Below are 23977 nucleotides of genomic sequence, written 5' to 3' on the forward strand. Positions count from 1 at the left end.
CTGAATCGAGTCCGAACAGTATGTTTGGACATACCCGGAGAAACCTACTGTGAGGCCGATCACACTCGAATGGCGGGCTATTCCACTATTTGAAACGGCCGAAAGACGTAAAGGCATCACAATGGCGCGCCGAATCATCACCGTCGAGCGAGTTTACGAACCTGCTTCCGAATGTAACGCCGTTCGCCTCCTCGTCGACCGACTCTGGCCACGCGGCGTCAAACGCGAAAGCCTGCAGTACGACGACTGGCCGAGGGACTTGGCACCCTCCCCTGAATTGCGAAAATGGTACGGCCACGACCACACCCGTTTCGACGCATTCAAAAGCAGATACATCGACGAATTAGATGCATCTCCCGTTCGCGAATACGTCCAACGCATCGCACCGACAGCGGATGCTCGACCCGTTGTCCTGCTGACAGCAAGCAAGGACCTGCCATACAGCCATGCGCAGGTCCTTGCCGACTATCTTGCAGAAATACTCTGATGTCCTAGCATTTCGCCTGAGGGTCAATTGCTCACATATTGAGACCGCAACTTGTGCTTCACGAGTTTTCCTGTCGCGGTCCTAGGCAATTCGTCGGCAAAGTCAATGCTTCTCGGAGCTTTGAAATGTGCAACCTGGCTGCGGACGTATTCCAGCAATTCCTCGGCGACATGGGCGCTCGGCTCGATTCCCTCCGCAAGTTGGACAACCGCCTTGACCTGTTCACCCATTTCTTCATCGGGAACACCGATGACTGCCACGTCGAACACCTTCGGATGCAAGGTGAGGATGTTCTCGGACTCCTGCGGATAGATATTGACGCCGCCAGAGATAATCGTGAATGCCGCGCGATCGGTCAGATAAAGAAAGCGCTCGGAATCGACGTATCCGATATCTCCACTTGTCGTCCACGTCGGATGATCGGGATGCTGCGCGGCAGCCGTTTTCTCGGGATCGTTGTGGTAACGGAACGGCAGAGTCTCTCGTTCCCAGAACACGGTACCGATCTCGCCGACCGGAAGATCGCGCCCACCGTCGTCACAGATGTGCACGATCCCCATCACTCCGTCACGCCCGACGGAACCCGGATGTGACAAGGCCTGCTCACTGTTGATGAAGGTGGCTCCCGACCCCTCAGTCGAGGCGTAGTACTCGTGAATCACCGGCCCCCACCAGTCGATCATTGCCGTCTTCACTTCGGGCGGGCAAGGAGCAGCAGCGTGAATTGCGACTTTGACCGTCGAGACGTCGTAACGATCGCGGGTCTCCTTGGGAAGTTTCAGCATTCGAACGAACATCGTCGGCACCCACTGACTGTGCGTCACAGCGTATTTACCGATCAATTCCAGCGCAGTCTCGGCTTCGAAGGCATCCATCAAGATCACGGTTCCGCCGACCGAATTGATCACGCCGCAAAAGCGCAGGGGCGCCGCATGATAGACCGGCGCCGGGCACAAATAAACTGTGTCGGAATCGAACCCGTACATCGGCGCAAATACCGCTGTGTACGGATCCATGGTGGTGTCCACCTCACCCTCCGGAAGATCTCCCTTGATCCCCTTGGGCCTTCCGGTGGTTCCGGACGAGTACAGCATGTCCGCCCCACGTGGCTGTGAATCGAGTGGATCGGCGGACTGAGCGTCGATCGCCTCCTCGTAGTCGTCGAAACCGTCGAGAGTGCCGCCGTAGACCAATCGATGACGAACACGCGGAATCAGATTCTCGCCCAACGGAACTGCTGCCGACGCCTGCCCTGACGCGACCAGAATTGTCGCCTCGCAGTCGTCGACGATGTAGGCAGCCTCCGAAGCGGTGAGATGCCAGTTCACTGCAGTGATGTACAGACCTGACCTCAACGCCGCCCAATAGACCTCGAACGCCCGCAGATCGTTGTTCGAGATGAGAGCGACGTGGTCCCCTGGCTTGGCACCGACGCTTCGGAAGTACCGCGCCAGCCGCGTCGACCGTTCGTCGAGTTCCCGATAGGTGATGGACTCACCCGTCGCCGGGCGAATGACGGCGGGCTTGTCCGGCGTGGACTGGACAAAATTTCCTGGAAACACGAAGACTCCTCTGTCGGTGACGACAACGCCGCGTGAGCCTGCTTCGGCGTCGACAATCCTGGTCTACCACAGGAACTCTGCCTCCCTCGGATGTTTGGCGACACCGACTCGAAGCCTGGGAATCCCCGCTCACTTATCCGCCGCGACATACAGTGAGGAGAACCGCACCGTCCGAAACAGGAGATGTCCACATGAGTGGTTGGCCCCAGGACTCAGTAGTCGACGCATTGACCGAGGAATGGAGTGTCATCGACGCACTGCTTGCCGAACTCGACGGCGATCAGTGGTTGGCTCCGTCGAACCTACCGGGGTGGACGGTTCACGACATCGTGTCCCACCTGATCGGTACGGAATCTCTGCTCGCGGGCATCAATCCGCCGTCGATCAATCTGGACGTGCACGCATTGCCCCACGTCCACAACGAGATTGCGGCGTTCAACGAGCGCTGGGTCGAAGGCCTGAGGCGGACACCGCACACGGACCTGCTGGCCCGATATCGCGACATCACCGCCGAGCGAACCGAAGCGCTGCGCTCGATGACCAACGCGGACTGGGACACAGAGACACAAACTCCGGTTGGTCTTGCGCCTTATGGCCGATTCATGCGTATCCGGACCTTCGACTGTTGGATGCACGAACTCGACATCAGAGACGCAGTTGGCATTCCAGGCGAAGAAGGCGGACTGCGCGCGGAGACTGCATTCGGCGAAATCACCAGCGCGCTCGGATTTGTCGTCGGAAAACGAGGAAAGGCGCCAGAGGGAGCACGGATCACTTTCGAACTCGAAGGGCCCCTTGCTCGTTCACTTCACGTCTCGGTCGACGCGCGCGCATCAGTAGTCGAGGAACTGGACAGTCCGGCGACAACGACCATCACGATGAGCTCACCGCTCTTCACCCGAATTGCCGGTGGCCGCGTCCACGCGTCGGATCATCGAACCGACATCTCGCTTCGCGGTGACGTCACGGTGGGCACACGCGTCGTCGACAATCTGGCGTTCACGATTTGAGGGTTGGGTGGGCCGGTCGCGAAGGTACTGAGTGGTGAAGCTGTTTCTCTCGTCCTACAGATTCGGCGATCACGCCGAGGCTTTTGTCGATCTCGTAGGCCGCGGCGCTCGCATAGCGGTCATCGCCGCGGCTGCTGATTCATGGCCGCTCAATGCCCGCAGTTCGGCAGTCACCAGCGAATTGACCCCTTTACGAGCAGCGGGCTTCACAGCGGAGGAAGTGGACGTCCGAGATTTCCTGGGTGCACCGGAAGCACTCGAAGTCCGGCTTCGTGAATTCGACTGCGTGTGGGTCCGCGGCGGAAATACGTTCGTCCTGCGTGCACAGTTAGCCCGAAGCGGCGCAGATCGGGTCATCGAGATGTTGGTTCGTTCCGGTGCTGTGGCCTATGCGGGATACAGTGCGGGAGCGTGCCTGGCGACTCCGACTCTGATCGGGCTGGACGCGTCGGACGACCCCGCTGAAGTCGTGCCTACGTGCGGTATCGACCCGATCTGGTCCGGGCTCGCGCTGGTCGACTTCGCGATAGTGCCGCACGGCGGCGATTCGTTACTCGAAGATCCCCAGATTACCGCTCGGACGGTTGCGGCGCTGACCACTGCGGGCGCGCAATTCACCGTGCTCACCGATCAGGACGCGGTTCTAGTCGACGTTTGAGCCGTCGACTAGATCACAGCTGAGCGTCAGCCGTGCTCTGCCACCGCGGTTCCGGCCGCCGGCGACTGACGCTCGAGCCTCGTCCACGCAATCTCCCAGCGCTTGACCGAGACCTCGTCGGCGTCCTCGAGTAGAGCGTCGAGGAGCAAGCGTGGATTCTCTCGCCATGCAAGCTCAGCGGCGTGGACCTCTGCAGCGGAGAACAATCCGGAAGCCTCGAGATCGCGAATCCACTCGCAGATCTCACCCCGGTGAATCCGAGCGATGGTCTCGTATCCCAGACCTTCGTCAAGGAAGTCGTACGAAAAAATTGCGGCAAAGTAACTGTTCGACTCACGCTGCCCGAAAATCATGTGCGTTCCTTCCTCGAAGTTGTCCGACGAAGACTCGAAATCGAACCGTTGTTGCGCCGCGCCAAAAGTTCTTCCGGCGAAGGTGTAACGCTTCTTCTATCCCCGACGATTCAAACGCTAACCCCCCGAGCGGGTCTTTGGGATCACGTCCAAGAAACGATCTGATGACCAAGGCAATACCCATGGGGTTTTCGGCACCTTGCACCTATCACCGACACGCGATCAGCGCGCCGCTGACCTGCAAATTGCCCGGTTCAGGCCCTCTTCTTAAAGCATCCGAACAGACGACAAAAAAGTTTGTGACACATCCCACATGTTGGGATGTTTACGATCGCAATGCATATGTATCACCGGATGTGGGCATGAAAGCACGGACAAATCGGCACGTACAGACCAGTTTTGTTCGTTCTCCATGGCGACGAAGGTCCCTTGAACGGTCGTCCAGTTGTAGTTGCGCTAAGTAACGGATCCCACGTCAGCGAATGATATTGCGGGCGGCCTGCCAGGTAGCGTGCTCCAGAGAACGCAGACGCGGCGCGGCGCAGCCGGCCGCCCTTTCGAAACGGAGCCCGAAGATGACCGAGACAGTGGCGCACAATCCCGCGGAAACGCGTTTCGAGATCCGAGTCGACGGCGAACTCGCCGGTTTTGCCGAGTACTCGGACCATTCCGGCGTCCGTGATTTCCACCACACGGTGACCTATCCGCAGTTTCGTGGGCGCGGACTTGCCGCAATCGTTGTGCGTGAAGCGCTCGATCAGACCCGGAACGAGGGATTGAAGATCCTTCCGACGTGCTCGTACGTCGAGAAGTTTGTTGCAGAGAACCCCGTTTACCAGGCATAACCGAACGAAGACGATCCGCGAAAACCACTCGCGGACCTGCAGACCCCGCTGCTAGCGTCGATGGTGCCGTCGTCGAACTCGTCGAAATCCGAGTCGAAACCCTGGTCGGCACCATCTCGGGGAAGGAAAGAACGTGGTCGCCTCAGCAGATCGGCGTCCACCTACATCCTCGGACGTAGCTATTCCCAGCTATCTCCCTCTCGTACTGGTCAATCTCGCGACGCTGTTCTCGGCGATCGGCAACGGTATCGCTATCGTCGTGCTCCCCTGGCTGGTCCTCGAACGAACGGGCAGGGCCACCGACGCGGCGATAGTGGCCGGCGCAGCAGCCATTCCGCTACTCGTATCGAGCTTGTTCTCGGGGACATTCGTCGACAAGTTCGGACGTCGTCGTACCTCGATGATTTCCGACGCACTCTCCGCGATGTCGGTAGCAACGATTCCGATCATCGCGGCCACTGCCGACCTGACCATCCCGGTGATCGCGGCGTTGGCCGCGCTCGGCGCCGTGTTCGACCCCGCCGGAATGGCGGCGCGGGAGTCGATGCTGCCCGCCGCAACTCGGGCCGCCAAGTGGAAACTCGATCGAACCAACAGTGTGTACGAGGCCAACTTCAATGTCGCGTACCTGATCGGCCCTGGCATCGGCGGTGTCCTGATCGCAACGATCGGAGCGGTGAACACGCTCTGGGTGACGGCGGCAGGCTTTGTGTTCTCGATAGTCGTGGTCGCCTTCATCCGGCTTCCCGGGGCCGGGGTGCCCGAACACGAACATCGGCCGAAATCGATCTGGCACGGCACCCTCGACGGTCTTCGGTTCGTCTGGAACAACAAACTGCTCCGCACTCTGGCTCTGATCGACATGGCCGTCGTCGCGCTCTACATGCCGGTGGAGAGCGTCGTGTTCCCGGTGTACTTCACCGAGTTGGATCAACCTGCCCAACTCGGATCGGTGCTGATGGCCTTGGCGATCGGCGGCATCATCGGCTCTCTCGCTTATGCTCCACTCGCACCGATCATGTCCCGACGCCTGATCATGATTTTTGCGGTCGCCGTTCTCGGCATCGCAATGCTCGCGATGGCGCTCCTCCCCCCGCTCTGGGTGATCCTCGTACTCGCCGGGCTACAGGGTCTCGTCTACGGACCGGTCGGACCGATCGCCAACTACGCCATGCAGACGCACAGCCCGGAGCACATGCGCGGACGCGTCGTCGGTGTCATGACGTCGACGGCCTACGCCGCCGGCCCGCTGGGCTACCTTGCAGTCGGCCCTCTGCTCGATCAACTCGGAATCGCGTCGACCTTTGTGGCCCTGTCGATTCCGATCATCCTGATCGCCGCTGTCTGTGCTTCCCTGCCGGTGCTTCGCGAACTCGATCGTCCGCGGCACTCGACCGACGTCAGTTGAACCCCATCACGTCGTTGCCCCAGGCGACGCGCAATCCGTGATCGGGGTCGCTGACGAGGGTGTCGGCGGAGTCGATCAACAGCGTCGACCGCTTCTCTTCCTCGTACGGCGCCCAGTGCTTCGAGCCGTCGAGGGCCGCCGGCACGGCATGCCTGGCGAAGGCCAGCCATCGCCGTTGAATACGCCCTGCTACCTCCATCGCGGCCTTACGTCCGCCGAGCCAGAACGTGGGATCGACGTTCAGGGTTCCGAAATTACCGAATACATAAGGTAATTCGGTCGCGTGGCCCGCCCCGATCCGTGCCGCTTTGAGCATCGGCGTCGCGTGATCGAAGCGGTAGACCCAGGTGGGGGAATGCCTGCAGTGAGCGTCGGCAATCCACAGGGTCGGCATGCGAAACGCCGCGTCCCGTGAAAGCGCCAGCGCACCACTCGGTTTCGCATGGTCAGGGTAAGCCGACATGATCTCGGCGAGTTTGGTTGCGGAGATATCGGGGTGATCGTCGGCCAGTAATTGCAGCATGGCCTCGACGGACTGCGCGCTCACCGGCATCAGGGGCGACTTCATGAACTTGAAGATCGACGCCTCGTCCTTGTTGGAACCGATGATCAGCGGGATCCGGTGCGCATAACCCTTCTGGAAAGCCGCAACCGGGTAGTGCGGCACCAGATCGCGATCGACGACGGGCGCCATCGCCAAAGTTCCCGGAATCCGGGTCGGGATTTCGTTGACCAGGTCATCGCTTGCCTTGACGAGCAGTTCGAGATCCGTGGTCAGCAGATCGCCCGCATCTTCGGGCTCGATCGAGAGCAGTTCGAGAAACCGCTCCGCCACGGTCTTGGCGCGCTCGGCCCCGTAGACGGAGGTCGCGGGCGGACTTTGAGCGATCGCGCGGTGGAACAGACCTTCGGCGCTGGGACAGGTCATGAGCGTCGTGATGGATCCTGCGCCGGAGGACTCACCGAAGACGGTCACCGCTCCCGGATCTCCGCCGAACGCGTCGATGTTGTCTCGAACCCACTCGAGTGCCGCAATCTGGTCTCGCAGACCACAGTTCGATTCGAAAACGGTATCCGCGGTGGAGAATCCGGACAGGTCCAGGAATCCGAGGGCACCGACGCGATAGTTGAAGGAGACGAGAACAACGTCTCCGGTTTCAGCCAGATGACGGCCGTCGTAGATCGTTTGCGCGGCGGACCCGAGGCAGTAAGCACCGCCGTGAATCCACACCATCACCGGTCGCGGCGTTCCGTCGGGGCGCGGGGCCCACACGTTGATCGACAGACAGTCCTCGTCGATCTTGAAAGCACGGTCGATCGGAACCGCCGGACTCTGCCCTTGCGGCGCGATCGGCCCGAACTCACGACAGTCGCGCACCCCGTCCCACGGCTCTGTGGGTTGCGGCGCGCGGAATCTCCGCTCACCCACCGGCGCTGATGCGTAGGGCATGCCCTTCCACGCGAACACTCCGCCATCCGGATATCCCCGTGCTTCTCCGCCTCGGGCACGGATGACGAGAGTTCCGTCCTCGCCAAGATTCGGTCGAACGTCGGTCTCCATGTCTGAATCCCCTCCCGACCCGCGCGTGTGGCAAACAAGACCAAACGTACCAACTTAAGGCCGGTGTGCGCCGATTACTCAACTGCCAGGTAGGCGCCGACGAAGGAGAGGCTCGGTGTTAAGGTCGCCTAGTTCTGACACGGGGTGCTCCGCATGGGCGGGGCTGAGAACACACCCGGGAACCTGATCAGGTAATGCTGACGAAGGGATGTCATGGCTACTACGCAGCCTGCATACAATTCTGCCGAAAACTCGGTGGCCACAGCGCCGTCGACGGATCGGTTCACCGATCGACTCTGGGCCGAGACGAAGGCCCTCCGCGAGTCGATCGACTCACTCGAGTTCCTCAAACGCCTCGGCGACGGAACACTGCCTCTCGACGCGTTCCGTACGTACATCGAGCAGGACAAGCTCTATCTGGAGGGATATTCGAAGGCCTTGTCCCTGGTCGCGGCGCACGCACCCGATCCGCAGTCCGCGGGCTTCTGGTCCAATTCCGCGTCCACGGCAGCGACAGTGGAATCTGCGCTTCACGACGGACTGCTCACCGGCGGACTTCTTCCCGCGGGATCGGGAAAACTGGAGCATTCGCAGGCCTGCCTGGGATACGTCTCGTATCTGACGGCGACTGCAGCAACCGCGCCTTACCCGGTCTCCGCAGCGGCGGTACTCCCCTGCTTCTGGATCTACGCCGAGGTCGGCCGCGATCTTGCCGCTTCAGCGTGCGAGGTGCTCGACGGCGATCCGTCACACCCGTACGCGCAGTGGGTCACAACCTACGACGCACCCGAATTTCACGAGTCTGTGGCGCAGGCTCGCGTACTGGTCGACGCGGCCGCTGAGGCAGCCACCGAGACAGAGCGTGAGGCGATGAGTGAAGCGTTCCGAATCGCCAGTCGCTACGAGCTTATGTTCTGGGATTCCGCACTCCACCAGCAGCCTTGGCCGGCGTCGTGATGTCGTTTGCGGCACTACGCCGCACCCTCGCCACCTCTGCCGCGATCGCAGCCGCGTTCACAGTTCTGACCGGATGCGCCGCCGACACCGGCTCTTCCGACGGGACCATTCGGTTCGCACTCGACTGGACACCGAACACGAACCACACCGGTTTGTACGTTGCACTCCAAGAGGGCTACTTCGAGGACGCTGGTCTGGACGTCTCGATCCTGCCGTACAACAACACCTCGCCCGACACCCTGGTCGACGCCGGCAATGCGGAGTTCGGTATCAGTACGCAGAGTCAGGCCACGTTCGCCCGTGCAGCCGGCGCCGCCACGACGTCCGTCATCGCGCCACTTCAGCACCGCGCCACCGGCATCGGCGTGAAGGCGGATCGTGCGGACATCACGCGCCCACGTGATCTCGACGGGAAGACGTACGCCGGGTTCGGTGATCCCGGCGAAGTCGAAACGCTGCAGCAGATCATCCGCAACGACGGCGGGACCGGGAACTTCACCACGGTCACGCTCGGAACTTCCGCGTACGAAGCCGTGTACTCGGGCCAGGCAGACTTCACCGTCTCCTACTTTGCTTGGGAGGGCCTCGAAGCGGAGCGAAACGGAACTCCGATGCGGTACTTCCAGTACACCGATTACGGCTTCCCCGATGCGTATTCGATCGTGATCAACGGCAACCAGCAGTGGTTGCAGGACCATCCCGACGAGGCACGCAAGTTCGTCAAGGCCGTTCAACGCGGATATCAGACTGCTGCCGACAACCCGGACCAGGCCGCGCAGGATGTCATCGACGCGAACCCCGGAGCTTTCACCGACGAAGACCTCGTGCGTGAGAGTCAGCGGATGCTCGCCGCCGACTACATGAAAGACGCCAACGGCGTTGTGGGCGCCCAGAATCTCGAAACCTGGTCGGGTTATTCGGGATTCCTCTTCGAGAACGGATTGCTCGCCGGACCCGACGGAAAGCCGTTGACCCAGAAGCCGGACTTCTCGGAGTACTTCACCAATGAGTATCTCGACGCGTCCTGACGTGAGCGGACGATTGGTCTCGACCATGCGGCGGGCGCTTCCCGCGCTCGCCGTGGTGGTGCTCCTCGTGGCGGCGTGGCAGGTTTACGTCGAGATCAGTGGGATTCGGCCGCAGGTACTTCCGTCTCCGGGGCGCGTTCTGTCACAGGGGTGGGACAACCGCGAGATCATCTCCGGACACGCCTGGTCGACGTTGCAGGTCACGTTGGTCGGCTTCACTGTTTCATTGGTGTTGGCCTGGATTCTTGCTGTGGTCGTGGACTTTTCGCCGTGGTTGTCACGAGCCCTGGTGCCGTTGTTCGTCGTCTCGCAGACGTTGCCGATCATCGCCATCGCGCCACTGATGATCATCTGGTTCGGCTTCGGACTGCTGCCGAAGGTCTTGGTGATCGCGCTTGCGACGTTCTTCCCGATGACCATCGGCCTCATCGAGGGATTTGCCGCGGCCGACCGGGAGGCGGGCGCTCTCCTGCGCAGCATGGGCAGCACTCGTTGGCAGGAGTTCCGCTACGTCCGCCTACCTTCGGCGATTCCGCGATTCTTCACTGCCCTGCGTATCGGCATCACCTACGCGGTGGTGGGTGCAGTGTTCTCCGAATACGTCGGCGCTACTTCCGGTTTGGGCATCTACATGAGCACCCAGAAGAACTCCTTCCGCACCGACCTGGTCTTGGCGGCCGTACTGGTGACGGCATTGATCAGCGTCACGCTGTACTTGCTGACGTTCGCTGTGGAGCGCATCGTTGCACCATGGGCCATGAACGAGAGGTCGCGGGCATGACTGACCATACGGTCGAGAACGCAATGGTCGAGATCCAGGACCTGACCAAGAGATTCGACACTGCCGGAGAATCGCGTCTTGTGCTCGATTCGGTGTCCTTTGGCGCCGACGCGGGCGAGTTCGTGTCGGTCATCGGGCCGAGCGGCTGCGGCAAGAGCACGATCTTCAACGTCCTGGCCGGGCTCGAATCCCCGACCGCGGGTTCGGTCCGTGTCGGCTCGCGCGCGACAGAATCCGAAGCAGCCGCCGAGGTACACACCGCGTACATGCCGCAGAAGGATCTGCTGTTTCCCTGGCGCTCGGTACTGGACAACACGGCCCTCGGTTTGGAAGTGCAGGGAGTCGCCAAGAAGGAAGCACGCGAGCGCGCTCGCGAGTTGTTCCCGGCGTTCGGACTGTCCGGATTCGAGGACGCTCGGCCGTCGCAGCTCTCGGGCGGCATGCGCCAGCGAGCGGCAATGCTGCGCACCGTTGTTCAGGGCAAGCCTGTCCTGCTGCTCGACGAGCCGTTCGGCGCTCTGGACTCGTTGACTCGCACCGAGATGCAGGCCTGGCTGCAAGACGTGTGGCAGCAGTACCGGTGGACCGTGTTGATGATCACCCACGACATTCGCGAGGCGATTTATCTGTCCGACCGCGTGGTCGTTCTGTCTGCGCGTCCGGCGACGGTCAGGTGCGTCGTCGACGTTCCTTTGCCGAGGCCACGCGAATTGGACATGATCACCTCGCCCGAGTTCGCCGAGGTCGAGCGTGAACTGCTTGCCGTACTCCACGACGAAACGCGCAAATCGATGCGGCCGTAGCGATTACTGACAATGCGCTGAGAGCGCGCCGATTTCACCTGCCGTTCAAGAGAAAGTGCATCGCGACGGTGCAACTTCGCGTACGATGTCGCGGCATTTTCGCCCAAAACGCCTTAATATCAGCAAGATCCGAACGCTCGACACGCAGTCCGTCAACGCTGCACAATTCTCTGTACTCTTCGGTAACGTACACTCGGTCGCCTACGAGACCAACGGCCAGAAGGTAACTGGACGGTAAAGCGGAATCGTGGAGGCACAGTCATCGCAACAGATTTGGAAAGGGACAGCGTGAGCACACTGCAGTCAGGTCAGAGCCTCGGAGTCGGCCAGGAACTCAAGTCCGACAACGGCGCGTACACCCTCAGCTTGCAGGACGACGGCAACCTGGTCCTGTCCGAGGGTGGACAGGCTGTTTGGGCCGCAGGCACCAACGGATCCGGCGCCAACCGCGCCGAGGTGCAGGCTGACGGAAACTTCGTCATCTACAAGGACTCCGACGCCGTGTGGGCATCGCAGACCGCAGGCAACGACGGTGCCTCCCTCTCGGTTCAGGACGATCGCAACGTCGTTCTGTCCGCCGGTGGAAACGCTCTGTGGTCTTCGGACACCGCAATCGAGGCGCCGGCCGCCGAGGCTGCCCCCGAGCCCGCTCCGGCACCGGAACCGGAACCTGCGCCCGCCGCTCCGGCAGCGCAGAGCTACACCGTCGAAAGCGGCGACACCCTGTGGGCGATCGCAGAGCGCTTCTACGGTGACGGCAACCAGTACCAGCGCATCGCGGATGCAAACGGCATCCCGAACCCGGATCTCATCAACGCCGGTCAGGTACTGACGATCCCCGCCTGATTCACTGCTTGACCTGGCCCTGGGTGCCGACGTTCGCGTCGACCCTCAGGGCCTTTTGTGTTCTACGCCACACAGATTCGTGTCTCGCCCAGCAGGCCCTGATACTCCATTGCGGCATCTTTTCGCCTACAGTACTTCCGTACTGCTCCCGAAGGACAGGTGTGCATGAAAGACAGAACAGTCATGATCGGCGCTGTCGCAGTGGCCGCTCTCTCTCTGACATCAGGCCTCGTTTTCGGCGGAGCAGCCGGCGCATTCGGTGCCGGCGGCCCTGTGGTGAAGCCTCCCGCTCTGGTCTCGTCGGTTTCCGTGGAGTCCGTCGCAGGGATCGAACCGGCCGCGTTCTACAGCTCGGTGGCAGTTCCTACCGTTGTCATTCCGCCGACGCCGACCTGGCGAATCGCCGACGAGACGACCGCTCCTCGCAATCAGCCGCTGGTGGTGACCGCGACAAGCACGAGCTCCGCTACGTCCACTACGACTGCAACGAGTACGACAACACCGGTCTCGTCCACGACCACCGCGTCGGCTACCGCGACCTCGTCGCCGACCGCGACAGCCACGACCACCAAGACCAGCACCGCCCCCGTTGTCACGACCGGGTCCACGCCGCCCGTCGTCGAAGTCTCGCCCGTTCTCGCCGGATAGTCCTCGCTCTTTCGCCCGCATACCGCCTGGCGTGACGGCGGTTACAGGCACACTTCAGTCGCCGCTCTCAAATAACCGATCTACCTGCGACTACCTTCCTCTTCGTCACGGTTCGTAGCCCGCTGCAATCCGGTCGACTGGAAAAGGACAGCAGCATTGTCGGAGCCTCGCGATACCGTATAGGTCTGAGCTTTTGCGGAAGGAGGTGGCTGATGAGCGCAATGGGCTTCGATCTCGATGTCAGTGTCGACCGGGCGTGGGCAGAATTTCAACGTCGCCTCGGCGATCACATTTCCATCATGGTCGACGGCGACGTGCTTGCCGTGGAATCGTCCACCGGCGACTTCGATCCAGCTGACGGCGCAGCGCCATGCGTTCAGTTCCTCGTGTGGGACAAGAACACAGTCCGCTGCGAGGTTCCTTCCAACGACTTCCTGCATCCGCGCTATCGACTCGAAGACGCCGACGAACAAAAGTTGATCGCACTCGGCTGGAATCCGCCTTCCGAGAATCTCGAGGATCCGAACAACTCCCCCGCCTTCTGCGTCGACAAGGCACAGAACTGGGCCGATCAGCTCGCAGCGATGACTGTCGCTGCATTCCGTGATGTGTTCGGTGTGCAGCACCCGGCTTTTCTATCCAGCGATCTCACCGGCAACGAACAGACTCCGGATTTCGATCCGTCGGTCGTCGAGTCGACAGAACTTCCGACACTCGACCCCACCGCGGCCTACATGCCCAACGACATCGACCACCTCAAGGAGTTGGTCACTCTCGCTTTGCTTCCCATGCTCGGCACTCTTCCCGAGCGAGACAGCGACGGCGACATACCCATTCGTGTCGGTTCGACGGTCATGTTCGTCGGTCCACTCTCCGAGTCCATGGACGTGCAGTTGTTCTCCCCACTCGTTCAGGACATCAGCAACCGCACTCGTGCAGCCGAGGTCATCGCCGATCTCAACCGCAAGTGGTCGCGCATCAAGTTCGTCTTGATCGACGACCGTCTGTCGGTGTTCCTCGAGGTGGCGGGTTCGCCATTCGTTCCGAAGCAACTGACGGATACGTGCGCGGCCTTGACGTCCTTCCTGCGCACCGTGGACGACGAATTCGCCGCACGTGTCGGCGGAGACCTCTTCTTCGCGAACAAGAACGGTGATTCCTCCTCGCTACAGCCCGATCTGACGGCCGAGGACCTGCCTCCCGAACTCGAGACCCTACTGCACCTCGATCTGGATGTGGCCGAGGATCTCGATGCGGTGGCGGATGTCTGCGGTCGCGATCGCGATCTGATTCTTCAGCTCCTCCACATCAGTAACGAATGGCAGATTCAGCTGCGTAGTCAGGCCGTCGACGCCCACAGTCGCGGGGACGCCGAAGAGGCTGCGGGCTACGAGGATCAGGTCGGTGGGTGGGAACTCATGGTCGACCGCCTGCGCGGGGCTTTGCGACTGGTGGTCCTGCCCAATTCTCGAACCGAGACGCCGGCAAAGCCGCAACCTGAGCAGATGGGCCTGTTCGCCGATCCCTTGCAGCAGAGCCTCTTCGACGATCCGTCCTGACACGACGGATCGCCGTTCTCACTATTCGAAGTGGGATTTGAAGATCTGCCCGTGGACGCCCACGGTTCGATCGACTACCTGCGAGACCGTGAAATCCGCTGCGGCAGAAAGATAGGCGTAGGCCGTCGCTCGATCCATTCCGCGATCATGCTCGAGGAAGTCGAGCGCGTTGACCACCGCGCGCCGCATGGCACCGTCGAGGTCACTGTTCTGCCCGTCGACCGAACCGTTGGGGTCGGACAGGCCGATCGGAATCCAGGCCTCCTCGGTCTCTGCGAACGGGTATCCGAATGCCACCGACGGGGCGTCGCCGGAATCCTTCTTGCACACGCTCAGTCGGAACGTGCCGCGCAGCGAACCTTCCATCGCCGTCAGCGCTGCCTCACCATCGCCCATGGCCATGTGTGGGTCACCGACGTAGAACAGGGCGCCTTCGGCAAAGACCGGCAGGTAAAAGGTTGATCCGACGCCGAGATGCCTGATGTCGATGTTCCCGCCGCCCAGCGTCGGAGGAATGGAGTTCGACGACGGGGATGTCGGATCGGCGTCCGTGGAGTAGGCAACTCCCATCATTCCCATGAACGGACGCAGAGGGAACCGCACCTTCGATTCACCGAAGGGCATCACACCCTTACCGTCTTCGATCGCCGTGAAAGTGGAAACACCGCCGTACTTCAACGGATCCTTTGTCGCCCGCCCGTCCGTGGCGACCGGCGGCATGACTTCGTCCAGAGTGATTCCCGCCGGAGCGGTTCCGTCGGCCGTGACGGCGAGAGCACCCTTGCCGTGTCTGCTCGACACAACACCGTACGGCACGCGGGGAATGGCTTCGACGGTCTCGATCTTGAGTACGTCCCCGGGCTGTGCGCCCTCGACGAAGACGGGTCCGGTGACGACGTGGGGGCCGTCCTTGTCGAAGTTTCGTTCGGTTCGGTTGTATTCGGCCGCAACGGCAATCGCGTCCTCGAGCACGTCTTGCTCGGAAACGCCTTTACTGCCGAAGTATTCGAGGGGATTGCGACCTTGATCCTCGAGAATTCCCTCGTGTGAGAGTGCGTCGATGGTGACGGTCTCGCCCGACTTCATCCGCATCACTTCGCGGGTGTGAATGTTGGGCACATAGCCCCACATGACGTCCGACGGATCCGAACTCAGATAGTGATCGCCGCTGACATTTCCGCGGCCCGGTTGCAGTATCGGAACACCATCGGCGAATGGCAGTGCAGAGGAGGATGATCCAGCCGGCGATGCGTTCGAGTGCGCGCACCCCGAAGCCACACCGGCAACTCCTACGCCCGCGCCGAGGGCAGCGACTGCCCTCATGAATCCGCGTCGGCCAAGTCCTTTCGTCAGGTCTTCGGCTGCGTTGCGGGCAAGAGTGTTTTCCATCGAGTTTCCTCCGGAGTGCGTGACGATGTGCGACTGCGAAGAAAGCTAGACCCGATTTGTTACTCGTTCATTACCATTTCATGGCAAGGAAATACCGTTGACTGAGAATGAATTCAGCGACGGCGAAGCCGCCAGAGCGAGGTCGTCTCTCGTGCCCGGGCTGCGTGAAGCGCATCGGTTCGGTCACTGACCTTTGCGTGCGTCGGCTTGACGTCCATGCGGTCGACAACGGTGAGTCCACCAGCCGCGATCAGGTCGTGCAATTCCGATCGCGTTCGGAGACCGAGGTGTTCGGCAATGTCGGAGAGGATCAGCCACGCTTCTCCCCCGTCGTCCAGATGCGCTGCGACGCCTGTCAGGAAGCCCTTCAGCATTGCTCCGGCCGGGTCGTAGACCGCGTATTCGATGGGTGAGGTGGCCTTGGCCGGAATCCAGGGAGGATTGCACACCACCAACGGGGCAGAGCCTTCGGGAAAGAGGTCGGCTTCCACCACGTTCACCTGATCGCCGTAGCCAAGCCGCGAGAGGTTGCTACGGGCGCATTGCAGTGCCCGGGGGTCCTGGTCGGTGGCTGTCACTGTCTTGACGCCGCGCTGCGCCAGTACGGCGGCAAGAACGCCGGTGCCGGTGCCGATGTCGAAAGCCGATTCCGTCGACGGCAGTGGCGCAGACGCGACAAGGTCGACATACTCGCCGCGGACGGGTGAGAACACTCCGAACGCGGGATGGATGCGGGCGTCGAGGGCCTCGATGAAAACGCCTTTGCGGTGCCACTCGTGAGCACCGATGGCGCCGAGAATGTCACGCAACGAGCGAACCGACGGCTCACCGGTAATCCCGAACGCCTCGGTCAAAGCTACTTGCGCGTCCGGGGAGCGCCGAAGTGGAATCGACAGATCTGCGTCCAAGGGAATGAGCAGCATGCCGAGAATCTGCGCACGACGCCCTTGGGTCTGCCGGTGGAGATGGAAGGCTTTGGCGGGATCGTCGGATGCTCGGCGCGGCTTGCGGTCGATGCGCGACGCCACGGCCTTGGTCAGTTGGCGAGCGTTCTGAAAGTCTCCGTGCCACAGCAACGCCGTGCCTTCGCACGCCAAGCGATAGGCGTCGTCGGCCTTCATCGTGTCGTCGGCGACGACGATGCGCTTGGGCGCCGGGGCGTCGCTCGTCGAACCCCAACGGGCCGATTGCTCGGCGTCGTTCTCGGTCCACACAGCGAATTGTTCAGTCATGTAAGCCCTTCCGGCGTCCGACGCATAGCGGCCGGTCTACCGGCTGATGTGGTCCAGATCTGCAAAATCTGCTTGTCTGGTGTCCACACTAGTCGGGACCGGCCGCGCTACATGACTGTGAGAGGGATGTCAGCCCTTGGCTACGCGAGCTGCCTCGGCGATCCGAGCCTCGGCGACCGCGTCAGCAGCCTCGCCGGCAAGAATTCCGTCCTTCTTCGACTTCGCGAAGATCTCGGTGACCGTGTCGAAGATCTTCTCGACCTTGAGCTTGACCTCTTCGGCCGAGTTGCCCTTCAGCTCGCCGGCGACCTGGATGAGGCCGCCGCCGTTCGCCACGTAGTCAGGGGTCCAGGTGATGCCGCGGTCGCGGAGGATGTTCTCGACCTCGGGGACGGTGAGCTGGTTGTTGGCAGCGCCGCAGACAACCTCGGCCTTGATCGAGAGTGCGGTCGCGTCGGTGAGGGTTGCGCCCATCGCGCACGGTGCGTAGACGTCCAGATCGGCGTCGATGATGCTGTCGACGATGCTCACCTGCGGGAAGTCCGCCTTGACTCGGTCGAGCGCTGCGGCGTTGACGTCGGTCGCGAGAACGGTCGCGCCGTCCGCGAGGAGAAGCTTGATCAGCTCGTAGCCGACCTTGCCTGCGCCCTCCACACCAACGGTCTTGCCCGCGAGCGACGGAGTGCCCCAATGCGACTGCGCTGCAGCGCGCATCGACTGGAATACGCCGAGGGCCGTCATCGGAGCGCTGTCGCCGGAACCGCCGACGGTGGCGTTGCGGCCGACGACGAAGTCGGTGTTGCGGCCGATGATGTCGAGATCGTTGGAGTTGGTTCCGACGTCACCAGCGGTGATGTAGCGGCCGCCGAGGGTCTGGACGAATTTTGCGTAGGCGCCGAGCAATTCGTCGGTCTTGGCCGTTGCGGGGTCGCCGATGATGACCGCCTTGCCGCCGCCGAGGTCCACGCCGGCAACCGCAGCCTTGTAGGTCATTCCGCGCGAGAGGCGCAAAACGTCTGTGACTGCGGCAGATTCGTCGGAGTACGGGTAGAAGCGCGTTCCGCCGAGCGCGGGGCCGAGCGTCGTGGAGTGGATGGCGACGATGGCCTTGAGGCCACTCGCAGGATCCTGGAAGAAGCTCACCTGCTCGTGGGGGTAATCGCGCAGATAGTCGGCGCGATCGAACACGCCCGCAGTGTCGTCATGGGAAACAACGGAGTTCACGGGCTCGGCGGTGAGAGTCATTGTGGGATAGACCTTTCCGAAGAATTACGGGGTGCAGTCGAAATATTGGGGCGAAGTGTTCATTGGGTACTATTGGGACAAATAACCCAAAGAGAATCCCGCTGAGCAATTCGTGGAACCAATGCTCTGCCTGAGTTACGATTTGGTCAATGCAAATCTCTTGAACTAGTCAATTCGATCATCCAGTGACTCAAATCACTGAGGAGAGGTTCACAAAGTGCTCAGCATCGACAAGCTCGACGTCCAGTTGCTCGGACTGCTCAGCAAGGACTCGAGGATGAGTGTGGCCGAGTTGGCCAACTCGTTGGGCGTCGCCCGCAACACCGTCCAGTCGCGAATGAAGCGCATGGAATCCAACGGACTTCTCACCGGGTTTCGGCCGAATCTCAATCTCCCCGAGGTCGGTATCCCGATTCAGGCATTTGTCGGTCTGGAGCTCGAGCAGGGCAAGATCAGCGCAGTGGCCCGCAGTCTGACCGAGTTGCCCGAGGTGATCGAAATTCACGCCACAACCGGCCGCGAGGATTTGCTCGTTCGCGTCGCCACGTCGACGCACGCGGCGCTGCAGAAGTTGGCCGAGCAGATCGTGTCGCTTCCAGGCGTCACGCATTCCACCACGACCATCGCTCTGACCAATCCCCTTCCGTATCGAATTCAGCCTCTCCTCGAGCACCTCACCAATGACGCCGGCTGGGGTCGTTCGACTGCCTTCCCCCGTCAACAGGACTAGGACGGGTGGTCGCGGCGATGCTTCCCGGTGCGCTAGTTTCATGGTTATGAGTGAGATCCAGGGACAGCGCATCGCGTTCATTCAGGCGACGTGGCATCGCAACATCGTCGACCGTGCACGCGACGGATTCACCGACGCGATCGTCGAGCTCGGCTACCCCAAGGACACGGTTGATTTCTTCGAGGTACCGGGGGCTTTCGAGATCCCGCTGCATGCTCGGCGGTTGGCCAAGACCGGCCGCTACCAGGCGATCGTCGCCGCAGGTCTGGTCGTCGACGGCGGTATCTACCGGCATGACTTCGTGGCGACGGCTGTCATCGACGGTCTGATGCGCGTGCAGCTCGACACCGACGTTCCGGTCTTCTCGGTGGTCTTGACGCCGCATCACTTCCACGAGCACGCCGAGCACGTCGACTACTTCAGCACGCATTTCGTGAAGAAGGGCGCCGAGGCTGCGCGCGCGGTCGACGCCACCGTCAAGTCGTTGAAGGCCCTGCCCACCAGCTAGTCGTTACCCAAGTCTCGCTGAGTCGAATGCCATCGGCTCAGCGAGATTTTTTGTGTCTATCGAGGGGTGTCGACGCTTGCCAGTGCGGAGGCGTTCGAGTCGTCGACTTCGCCGTAGCGGTCGACGCATTGCTGGAAGAAGTCCCGCATCTCGGTGACCACTTGGATGTGGCTGTTCAATGACTTCTCCAACGAATCTTCACCGCCGACGGCCTTCTTGGAGAATTTGGCGGCCAAGTCCTGTCCTGACTTCAAAGTTCCCATCCCTTTGACCTCTCTGAGGTCCGAAACAGATCGCAGCGCAGCATCCAACTCTTCCCTCAGGGCAGTGAAAGCCGCCGTAACTCTCTTTGCCGAGTTGAAATCTATCGCCAGCTGATCGAACCCCAATCCAGCCATCAAATCCATCCGATCCACTTCGGTGCTAACAACGCACTCTTCGACCCAACGTCCTATTCACGCGCTCTCCATCACCGCTACCTAGGCACGTAACCTTCGAGTGCCGTCGCGTAACTAGTTGCAAGATCGCACGTCGCGCCTTGCATTTCGGCGCTTCCCTTTTTCTCGACCACGATCCAAATCGAACCTTGCTTCGCTTCTAATGCGACGTAGCACTTGCCGATTTCATCGTCGGATACCCGGTGGTACCGAACGCCCGGACGTCCATCCAACGATATCTCCTGGAAACCGATGTAGTCGGGATTCTCCTCAACCTCGTCGATCGTGAACCGATTCGAGAAAAGGACCACGTAGTACCAAGATTCGGTCCACGAACAGATCTTCCAGCCGGGTTGTTCGACGCCCTCGATGTCAACTTCCTCGGTAACCGGATCAAGCCCCACTTCTTCCAACACCGAGTCCGGAATGTCCTTGCACGGATCGAACAAACCCTCTTGGCCGGATGCAGGCTCAGCCGCCCCCTCCACGACTGAGCTGCATCCTGCCGCAGCCCACACCAACATCCCAGCCATGAGCAGTCGCCCAACCCCCACCGACCCCCGCATGGCACCCCCTGTTGATGTGGACCCACTCTATTGGATGCATCGGAGGCTCGATCGGTTCCCGCAATCTTGAAATTCCCAGGTCACGATCGCTGGTTCACTCAGAGCGCATCTCCAGCGATTGACGCTCAGCTCAGCAGTCGCATACTGGAGAAGTTGACTACGACTTCGGGAAGGCACCGAGTGAGCGCACCGAAAGCCCCGGCCAAACCAGCGATCCTCAGCGTCGACGACGATCCTGGTGTTTCGCGTGCCGTCGTTCGAGACCTCCGCAAGCGGTATGGCGAGAAGTACCGAATCATTCGCGCGGAGTCCGGCGACCAGGCTCTCGAAACCTTGCGTGAAATGAAACTTCGCGGCGACGCAGTCGCTGTGATCGTCGCCGATTACCGCATGCCCGGTTTGAGTGGAATCGAGTTCCTCGAACAGGCAATGGACCTGTATCCCGTAGCTCGGCGCGTTCTACTGACCGCCTACGCCGATACTGATGCTGCGATCGACGCCATCAACGTGGTCGACCTCGACCACTACCTCCTCAAGCCTTGGGATCCGCCGGAGGAGAAGCTGTACCCCGTCATCGATGCGCTGCTCGATGCCTGGGCAAGCTCGAGTCATCACCCCGCCGAGGAAACCAAGGTGATCGGCCATCGTTGGTCCGAGCGATCATCCGACGTCCGAGAATTCTTGGCACGCAACCAACTTGCCTATCGCTGGTACATGTCGGACGAGCCGGAAGGCCAACGACTGCTCTCGGCTGCCGGTACCGACGTACTGCGGCTTCCCGTCGTCATCGCATCCAGTGGGGATGTCCTCGTCGAGCCCACTGACGCCGAACTCGCCGACAAACTCGGGTTGAGTACCACCCTCTCCGAAGACTTTTACGATCTCGTTGTCATCGGCGGCGGCCCTGCGGGTCTGGGCGCTGCTCTGTACGGCGCTTCGGAGGGACTTCGGACGGTTCTCATCGAACGGCGGGCGACTGGCGGTCAGGCCGGCCAGAGCTCTCGAATCGAGAACTACCTCGGCTTCCCCGACGGAGTTTCCGGCGCACAGTTGGCCGATCGCGCAAGACGCCAGGCAACCAAGTTCGGCGCCGAGGTCATCACCGCGCGAGACGTCACCGGTTTGGAAATCAACGGCTCGGCCCGCACAGTGCGTTTCGACGACGGTTCGTCGGTCGACGCTCATTCGGTCATCTTGGCGACAGGTGTTTCCTATCGCCAACTTTCGGCGCCGGGGCTCGATACATACACCGGGCGAGGGGTCTACTACGGGTCAGCTGTCACCGAAGCCGCTCGGTGCAGCGAGCAGGATGTGTACATAGTCGGCGGCGCCAATTCGGCAGGCCAAGCTGCGGTCTATCTCTCCCGCGGAGCTAGGTCCGTCACGATTCTCATTCGCGGCAACTCGCTCGAAGCCTCGATGTCCTACTACCTGATTCAGCAGATCGAAAAGAATCCTAAGATCACCGTGCGCACGTGCACGGAGGTGATCGGAGCCGAGGGTGACGATCACCTCGAACGAATCACACTGCGTAACAGAGCCACCGGAGAAGAAGACACTGTCGATGCTCAGTGGTTGTTCATCTTCATCGGTGCCGCTCCACTGACCGACTGGCTCGGCGACGTGGTGGTCCGCGACGGAAATGGCTTCGTTCTTGCCGGCCCGGACCTTCCGTCCGAAGGCGTCACACCGGACGGGTGGCCGCTCGACCGCGCACCACATCATCTCGAAACCAGTGTCCCCGGGGTGTTTGTCGCCGGGGACGTACACGCCGAATCGGCCAAGCGCGTCGCGTCGGCCGTCGGAGAGGGCGCGATGGCCGTGATGTTCGTCCACCGCTATCTCGCTCAACAATAGGGAGATTCGATGTCCATTCCTGAATGCAGCCCAGACTTGCTTCGCACCCTGTTCCTGTTCGAGAAGCTCACCGACGATCAGCTCGAATCACTCTGCCAGGCAGGCCATATCACCGAGATCGATCGAGGTCAGGTCTACCTCGAAGGTGAGCCTGCCACCTGCTTCTACGTCCTCATCGAGGGCGAGGTGGTGCTGTCCAAGCTGTCGGGCGGCGAAGACATCGAGATCAACAGGACCACCCAGCGCGGCGTCTACTCGGGAGGATGGACGGCGTATCTCGGCGATCGTGTACCGCAGGTCTACGCGGGGTCGATGCGAGTGACGACTCCTTCGACGTTTTTCGTCCTGGACGCCGACAAGTTCGGCAACGCGATGCGCGAGTGGTTTCCAATGGCGGTTCATCTACTCGAAGGTGTTTTCTTCGGCAAGAAGAACACTCAGCAAATCATCGATCAGCGAGAGCGACTCCTTGCACTCGGATCACTGTCGGCCGGGTTGACTCACGAGCTCAATAACCCTGCAGCCGCAGCGGTTCGAGCGACCGCGTCTTTGCGCGAGCGTGTCGCAGGTATGCGCCACAAACTGGGAATGGTTGCATCGGGCACCTACGACCGCGATGCCCTCGTGACGCTCATGCGGCTTCAAGAGGAAGTTGCAGAGGTTGTCGCCAAGGCGCCGACGCTCACTCCCCTCGAAGCCTCGGATCGAGAGGATTCGTTGGGTGAATGGTTCGAGGATCATTCGATTCGAGAGGGTTGGGATCTGGCTCCGACCTTCGTGCAGGCTGGTCTCGACACCGCTTGGCTCGAGAATGTTGCTGCAGCCGTTGACGAGTCCGTACTCGAAGGCGCTATTCGCTGGCTGAATTACACCATCGAATCCGAACTCCTGATGAACGAGATCGCCGACTCCACAACGAGGATTTCGACTCTCGTCGGTGCGGCTAAACAGTATTCTCAGATGGACCGCGCGCCCTTCCAGACCATCGATGTCCACGAACTACTTGACAGCACGTTGATCATGTTGGGGCAAAAGATCGGGACCGGAATCGAAGTCGTCAAGGAATACGACCTCGCGCTGCCACCGATCGACGCCTACGCCGCCGAACTCAATCAAGTGTGGACCAACCTGATCGACAATGCGGTGTCTGCCATGGACGGATCGGGAACACTCACCGTTCGGACAAGCCGCGATGGCGACCGCGTGTGCATCGAGATCTGCGACACCGGCGCCGGGATTCCCGATGACGTCATCGACAGGATCTTCGAACCCTTCTTCACGACTAAGCCTGTCGGTGAGGGAACCGGTCTCGGCCTTGATATTTCGTGGCGAATTGTGGTCGGCAAGCATCGTGGTGAGCTTCGGGTCACGTCGGAGCCCGGTAACACCCGGTTCAGAGTTTTGCTGCCCATCGCGGGCCCACCGCGGGATACGCGCGACGACTAGTCGCCCTTGCACGGCCGGTAGGCAAAGCGCACGATGAAATGACCGACTTCAGTCAGCGAGA

General features: G+C 61.2%; 24 protein-coding genes and 1 riboswitch. Of the genes, 16 read left to right on the forward strand and 8 right to left on the reverse strand.

The annotated features are described in order from the left end of the window. The first annotated feature begins 49 nt into the window (after positions 1 to 49). The gene (locus tag ACFWAD_RS26915) at positions 50 to 487 is read left to right on the forward strand and encodes a DUF488 domain-containing protein (protein WP_378549358.1); all 438 of its coding nucleotides are present in this window, start codon (positions 50 to 52) and stop codon (positions 485 to 487) included. Positions 488 to 510: 23 nt separating this feature from the next. On the opposite strand, the gene ACFWAD_RS26920 is transcribed toward ACFWAD_RS26915, so the two are convergent. Further along, positions 511 to 2049 carry an AMP-binding protein gene (locus tag ACFWAD_RS26920; RefSeq protein ID WP_378549361.1) on the reverse strand — a complete coding sequence of 513 codons (1539 nt, stop codon included), beginning with the start codon at positions 2047 to 2049 and terminating at the stop codon, positions 511 to 513. 191 nt (positions 2050 to 2240) lie between these two features. Between ACFWAD_RS26920 and ACFWAD_RS26925 the strand changes: the two genes are divergently transcribed. Together ACFWAD_RS26925 and ACFWAD_RS26930 are read left to right on the forward strand one after the other, a co-directional pair. Then, entirely contained in the window at positions 2241 to 3059 is an 819-nt protein-coding gene (locus tag ACFWAD_RS26925) for a maleylpyruvate isomerase family mycothiol-dependent enzyme (protein WP_378549364.1), read from the forward strand. Between the two features lie 34 nt (positions 3060 to 3093). Then, positions 3094 to 3717, forward strand: coding sequence for a Type 1 glutamine amidotransferase-like domain-containing protein (locus ACFWAD_RS26930; protein ID WP_378549367.1), 624 nt, complete (start codon positions 3094 to 3096; stop codon positions 3715 to 3717). A 26-nt stretch (positions 3718 to 3743) separates the two neighbouring features. On the opposite strand, the gene ACFWAD_RS26935 is transcribed toward ACFWAD_RS26930, so the two are convergent. Beyond that, positions 3744 to 4070, reverse strand: coding sequence for a hypothetical protein (locus ACFWAD_RS26935; protein WP_003941297.1), 327 nt, complete (start codon positions 4068 to 4070; stop codon positions 3744 to 3746). A gap of 575 nt (positions 4071 to 4645) precedes the next feature. Between ACFWAD_RS26935 and ACFWAD_RS26940 the strand changes: the two genes are divergently transcribed. Next, positions 4646 to 4915, forward strand: a complete 270-nt coding sequence (locus tag ACFWAD_RS26940) for a GNAT family N-acetyltransferase (protein WP_007726096.1) — start codon at positions 4646 to 4648, stop codon at positions 4913 to 4915. A 181-nt stretch (positions 4916 to 5096) separates the two neighbouring features. Further along, entirely contained in the window at positions 5097 to 6323 is a 1227-nt protein-coding gene (locus tag ACFWAD_RS26945; RefSeq protein ID WP_378549480.1) for an MFS transporter, read from the forward strand. Here the strand turns inward: ACFWAD_RS26945 and ACFWAD_RS26950 are convergent. After that, on the reverse strand, positions 6316 to 7884 hold the full coding sequence (locus tag ACFWAD_RS26950; RefSeq protein ID WP_378549370.1) for a carboxylesterase/lipase family protein: 1569 nt from the start codon (positions 7882 to 7884) through the stop codon (positions 6316 to 6318). The genes ACFWAD_RS26945 and ACFWAD_RS26950 overlap by 8 nt on opposite strands. Before the next feature lie 130 nt (positions 7885 to 8014). Next, positions 8015 to 8110, forward strand: a riboswitch (TPP riboswitch). On the opposite strand from ACFWAD_RS26950, the gene ACFWAD_RS26955 reads away from it, so the two are divergent. The 7 genes from ACFWAD_RS26955 (at position 8098) to ACFWAD_RS26985 (ending at position 14506) form a co-directional block, all read left to right on the forward strand. Then, positions 8098 to 8841 carry a TenA family protein gene (locus ACFWAD_RS26955; RefSeq protein ID WP_378549373.1) on the forward strand — a complete coding sequence of 248 codons (744 nt, stop codon included), beginning with the start codon at positions 8098 to 8100 and terminating at the stop codon, positions 8839 to 8841. Its footprint overlaps the riboswitch before it by 13 nt. Continuing rightward, positions 8841 to 9869 carry an ABC transporter substrate-binding protein gene (locus ACFWAD_RS26960; protein WP_378549376.1) on the forward strand — a complete coding sequence of 343 codons (1029 nt, stop codon included), beginning with the start codon at positions 8841 to 8843 and terminating at the stop codon, positions 9867 to 9869. The genes ACFWAD_RS26955 and ACFWAD_RS26960 overlap by 1 nt, the downstream gene beginning before the upstream one ends. Continuing rightward, positions 9847 to 10650: an ABC transporter permease gene (locus ACFWAD_RS26965; protein WP_378549379.1), complete on the forward strand. Its 804-nt coding sequence runs from the start codon at positions 9847 to 9849 to the stop codon at positions 10648 to 10650. Before ACFWAD_RS26960 ends, ACFWAD_RS26965 begins: the two co-directional genes overlap by 23 nt. Then, positions 10647 to 11453 carry an ABC transporter ATP-binding protein gene (locus tag ACFWAD_RS26970; protein ID WP_378549382.1) on the forward strand — a complete coding sequence of 269 codons (807 nt, stop codon included), beginning with the start codon at positions 10647 to 10649 and terminating at the stop codon, positions 11451 to 11453. Before ACFWAD_RS26965 ends, ACFWAD_RS26970 begins: the two co-directional genes overlap by 4 nt. A gap of 288 nt (positions 11454 to 11741) precedes the next feature. Continuing rightward, positions 11742 to 12299, forward strand: a complete 558-nt coding sequence (locus tag ACFWAD_RS26975) for a LysM peptidoglycan-binding domain-containing protein (protein WP_378539397.1) — start codon at positions 11742 to 11744, stop codon at positions 12297 to 12299. Positions 12300 to 12464: 165 nt separating this feature from the next. Then, positions 12465 to 12947 (forward strand): hypothetical protein, encoded by a 483-nt coding sequence (locus tag ACFWAD_RS26980; protein WP_378549385.1) that lies wholly within the window; start codon positions 12465 to 12467, stop codon positions 12945 to 12947. A gap of 212 nt (positions 12948 to 13159) precedes the next feature. Then, positions 13160 to 14506, forward strand: coding sequence for a hypothetical protein (locus ACFWAD_RS26985; protein ID WP_378549388.1), 1347 nt, complete (start codon positions 13160 to 13162; stop codon positions 14504 to 14506). A 21-nt stretch (positions 14507 to 14527) separates the two neighbouring features. Here the strand turns inward: ACFWAD_RS26985 and ACFWAD_RS26990 are convergent, their stop codons facing one another. From ACFWAD_RS26990 to ACFWAD_RS27000, 3 genes are all read right to left on the reverse strand, one after another. Continuing rightward, complete coding sequence (locus ACFWAD_RS26990) at positions 14528 to 15895, reverse strand: acetamidase/formamidase family protein (protein WP_378549391.1); 1368 nt, start codon at positions 15893 to 15895, stop codon at positions 14528 to 14530. 113 nt (positions 15896 to 16008) lie between these two features. Further along, on the reverse strand, positions 16009 to 17127 hold the full coding sequence (locus ACFWAD_RS26995; RefSeq protein ID WP_378549394.1) for a methyltransferase: 1119 nt from the start codon (positions 17125 to 17127) through the stop codon (positions 16009 to 16011). Between the two features lie 129 nt (positions 17128 to 17256). Continuing rightward, positions 17257 to 18372 (reverse strand): Glu/Leu/Phe/Val dehydrogenase, encoded by a 1116-nt coding sequence (locus ACFWAD_RS27000; RefSeq protein WP_378549397.1) that lies wholly within the window; start codon positions 18370 to 18372, stop codon positions 17257 to 17259. Between the two features lie 217 nt (positions 18373 to 18589). On the opposite strand from ACFWAD_RS27000, the gene ACFWAD_RS27005 reads away from it, so the two are divergent. Both ACFWAD_RS27005 and ACFWAD_RS27010 read left to right on the forward strand, forming a co-directional pair. Continuing rightward, on the forward strand, positions 18590 to 19102 hold the full coding sequence (locus ACFWAD_RS27005; RefSeq protein ID WP_003941343.1) for an Lrp/AsnC family transcriptional regulator: 513 nt from the start codon (positions 18590 to 18592) through the stop codon (positions 19100 to 19102). Between the two features lie 46 nt (positions 19103 to 19148). Beyond that, positions 19149 to 19610, forward strand: coding sequence for a 6,7-dimethyl-8-ribityllumazine synthase (locus ACFWAD_RS27010; RefSeq protein ID WP_003941401.1), 462 nt, complete (start codon positions 19149 to 19151; stop codon positions 19608 to 19610). Between the two features lie 56 nt (positions 19611 to 19666). Here ACFWAD_RS27010 and ACFWAD_RS27015 read toward each other — a convergent pair whose 3' ends face one another. Both ACFWAD_RS27015 and ACFWAD_RS27020 read right to left on the reverse strand, forming a co-directional pair. Beyond that, on the reverse strand, positions 19667 to 20017 hold the full coding sequence (locus ACFWAD_RS27015) for a hypothetical protein (RefSeq protein ID WP_378549399.1): 351 nt from the start codon (positions 20015 to 20017) through the stop codon (positions 19667 to 19669). A gap of 68 nt (positions 20018 to 20085) precedes the next feature. Then, positions 20086 to 20580, reverse strand: coding sequence for a DUF3558 domain-containing protein (locus ACFWAD_RS27020; protein ID WP_378549402.1), 495 nt, complete (start codon positions 20578 to 20580; stop codon positions 20086 to 20088). Positions 20581 to 20793: 213 nt separating this feature from the next. Between ACFWAD_RS27020 and ACFWAD_RS27025 the strand changes: the two genes are divergently transcribed. Both ACFWAD_RS27025 and ACFWAD_RS27030 read left to right on the forward strand, forming a co-directional pair. Further along, the gene (locus tag ACFWAD_RS27025) at positions 20794 to 22470 is read left to right on the forward strand and encodes an FAD-dependent oxidoreductase (protein WP_378549405.1); all 1677 of its coding nucleotides are present in this window, start codon (positions 20794 to 20796) and stop codon (positions 22468 to 22470) included. Positions 22471 to 22479: 9 nt separating this feature from the next. After that, complete coding sequence (locus ACFWAD_RS27030) at positions 22480 to 23916, forward strand: ATP-binding protein (protein WP_378549408.1); 1437 nt, start codon at positions 22480 to 22482, stop codon at positions 23914 to 23916. The last annotated feature ends 61 nt before the right edge of the window (positions 23917 to 23977 follow it).

Source organism: Rhodococcus sp. NPDC059969 (assembly GCF_042738325.1).
Taxonomy (GTDB): Bacteria; Actinomycetota; Actinomycetes; order Mycobacteriales; family Mycobacteriaceae; genus Rhodococcus_F.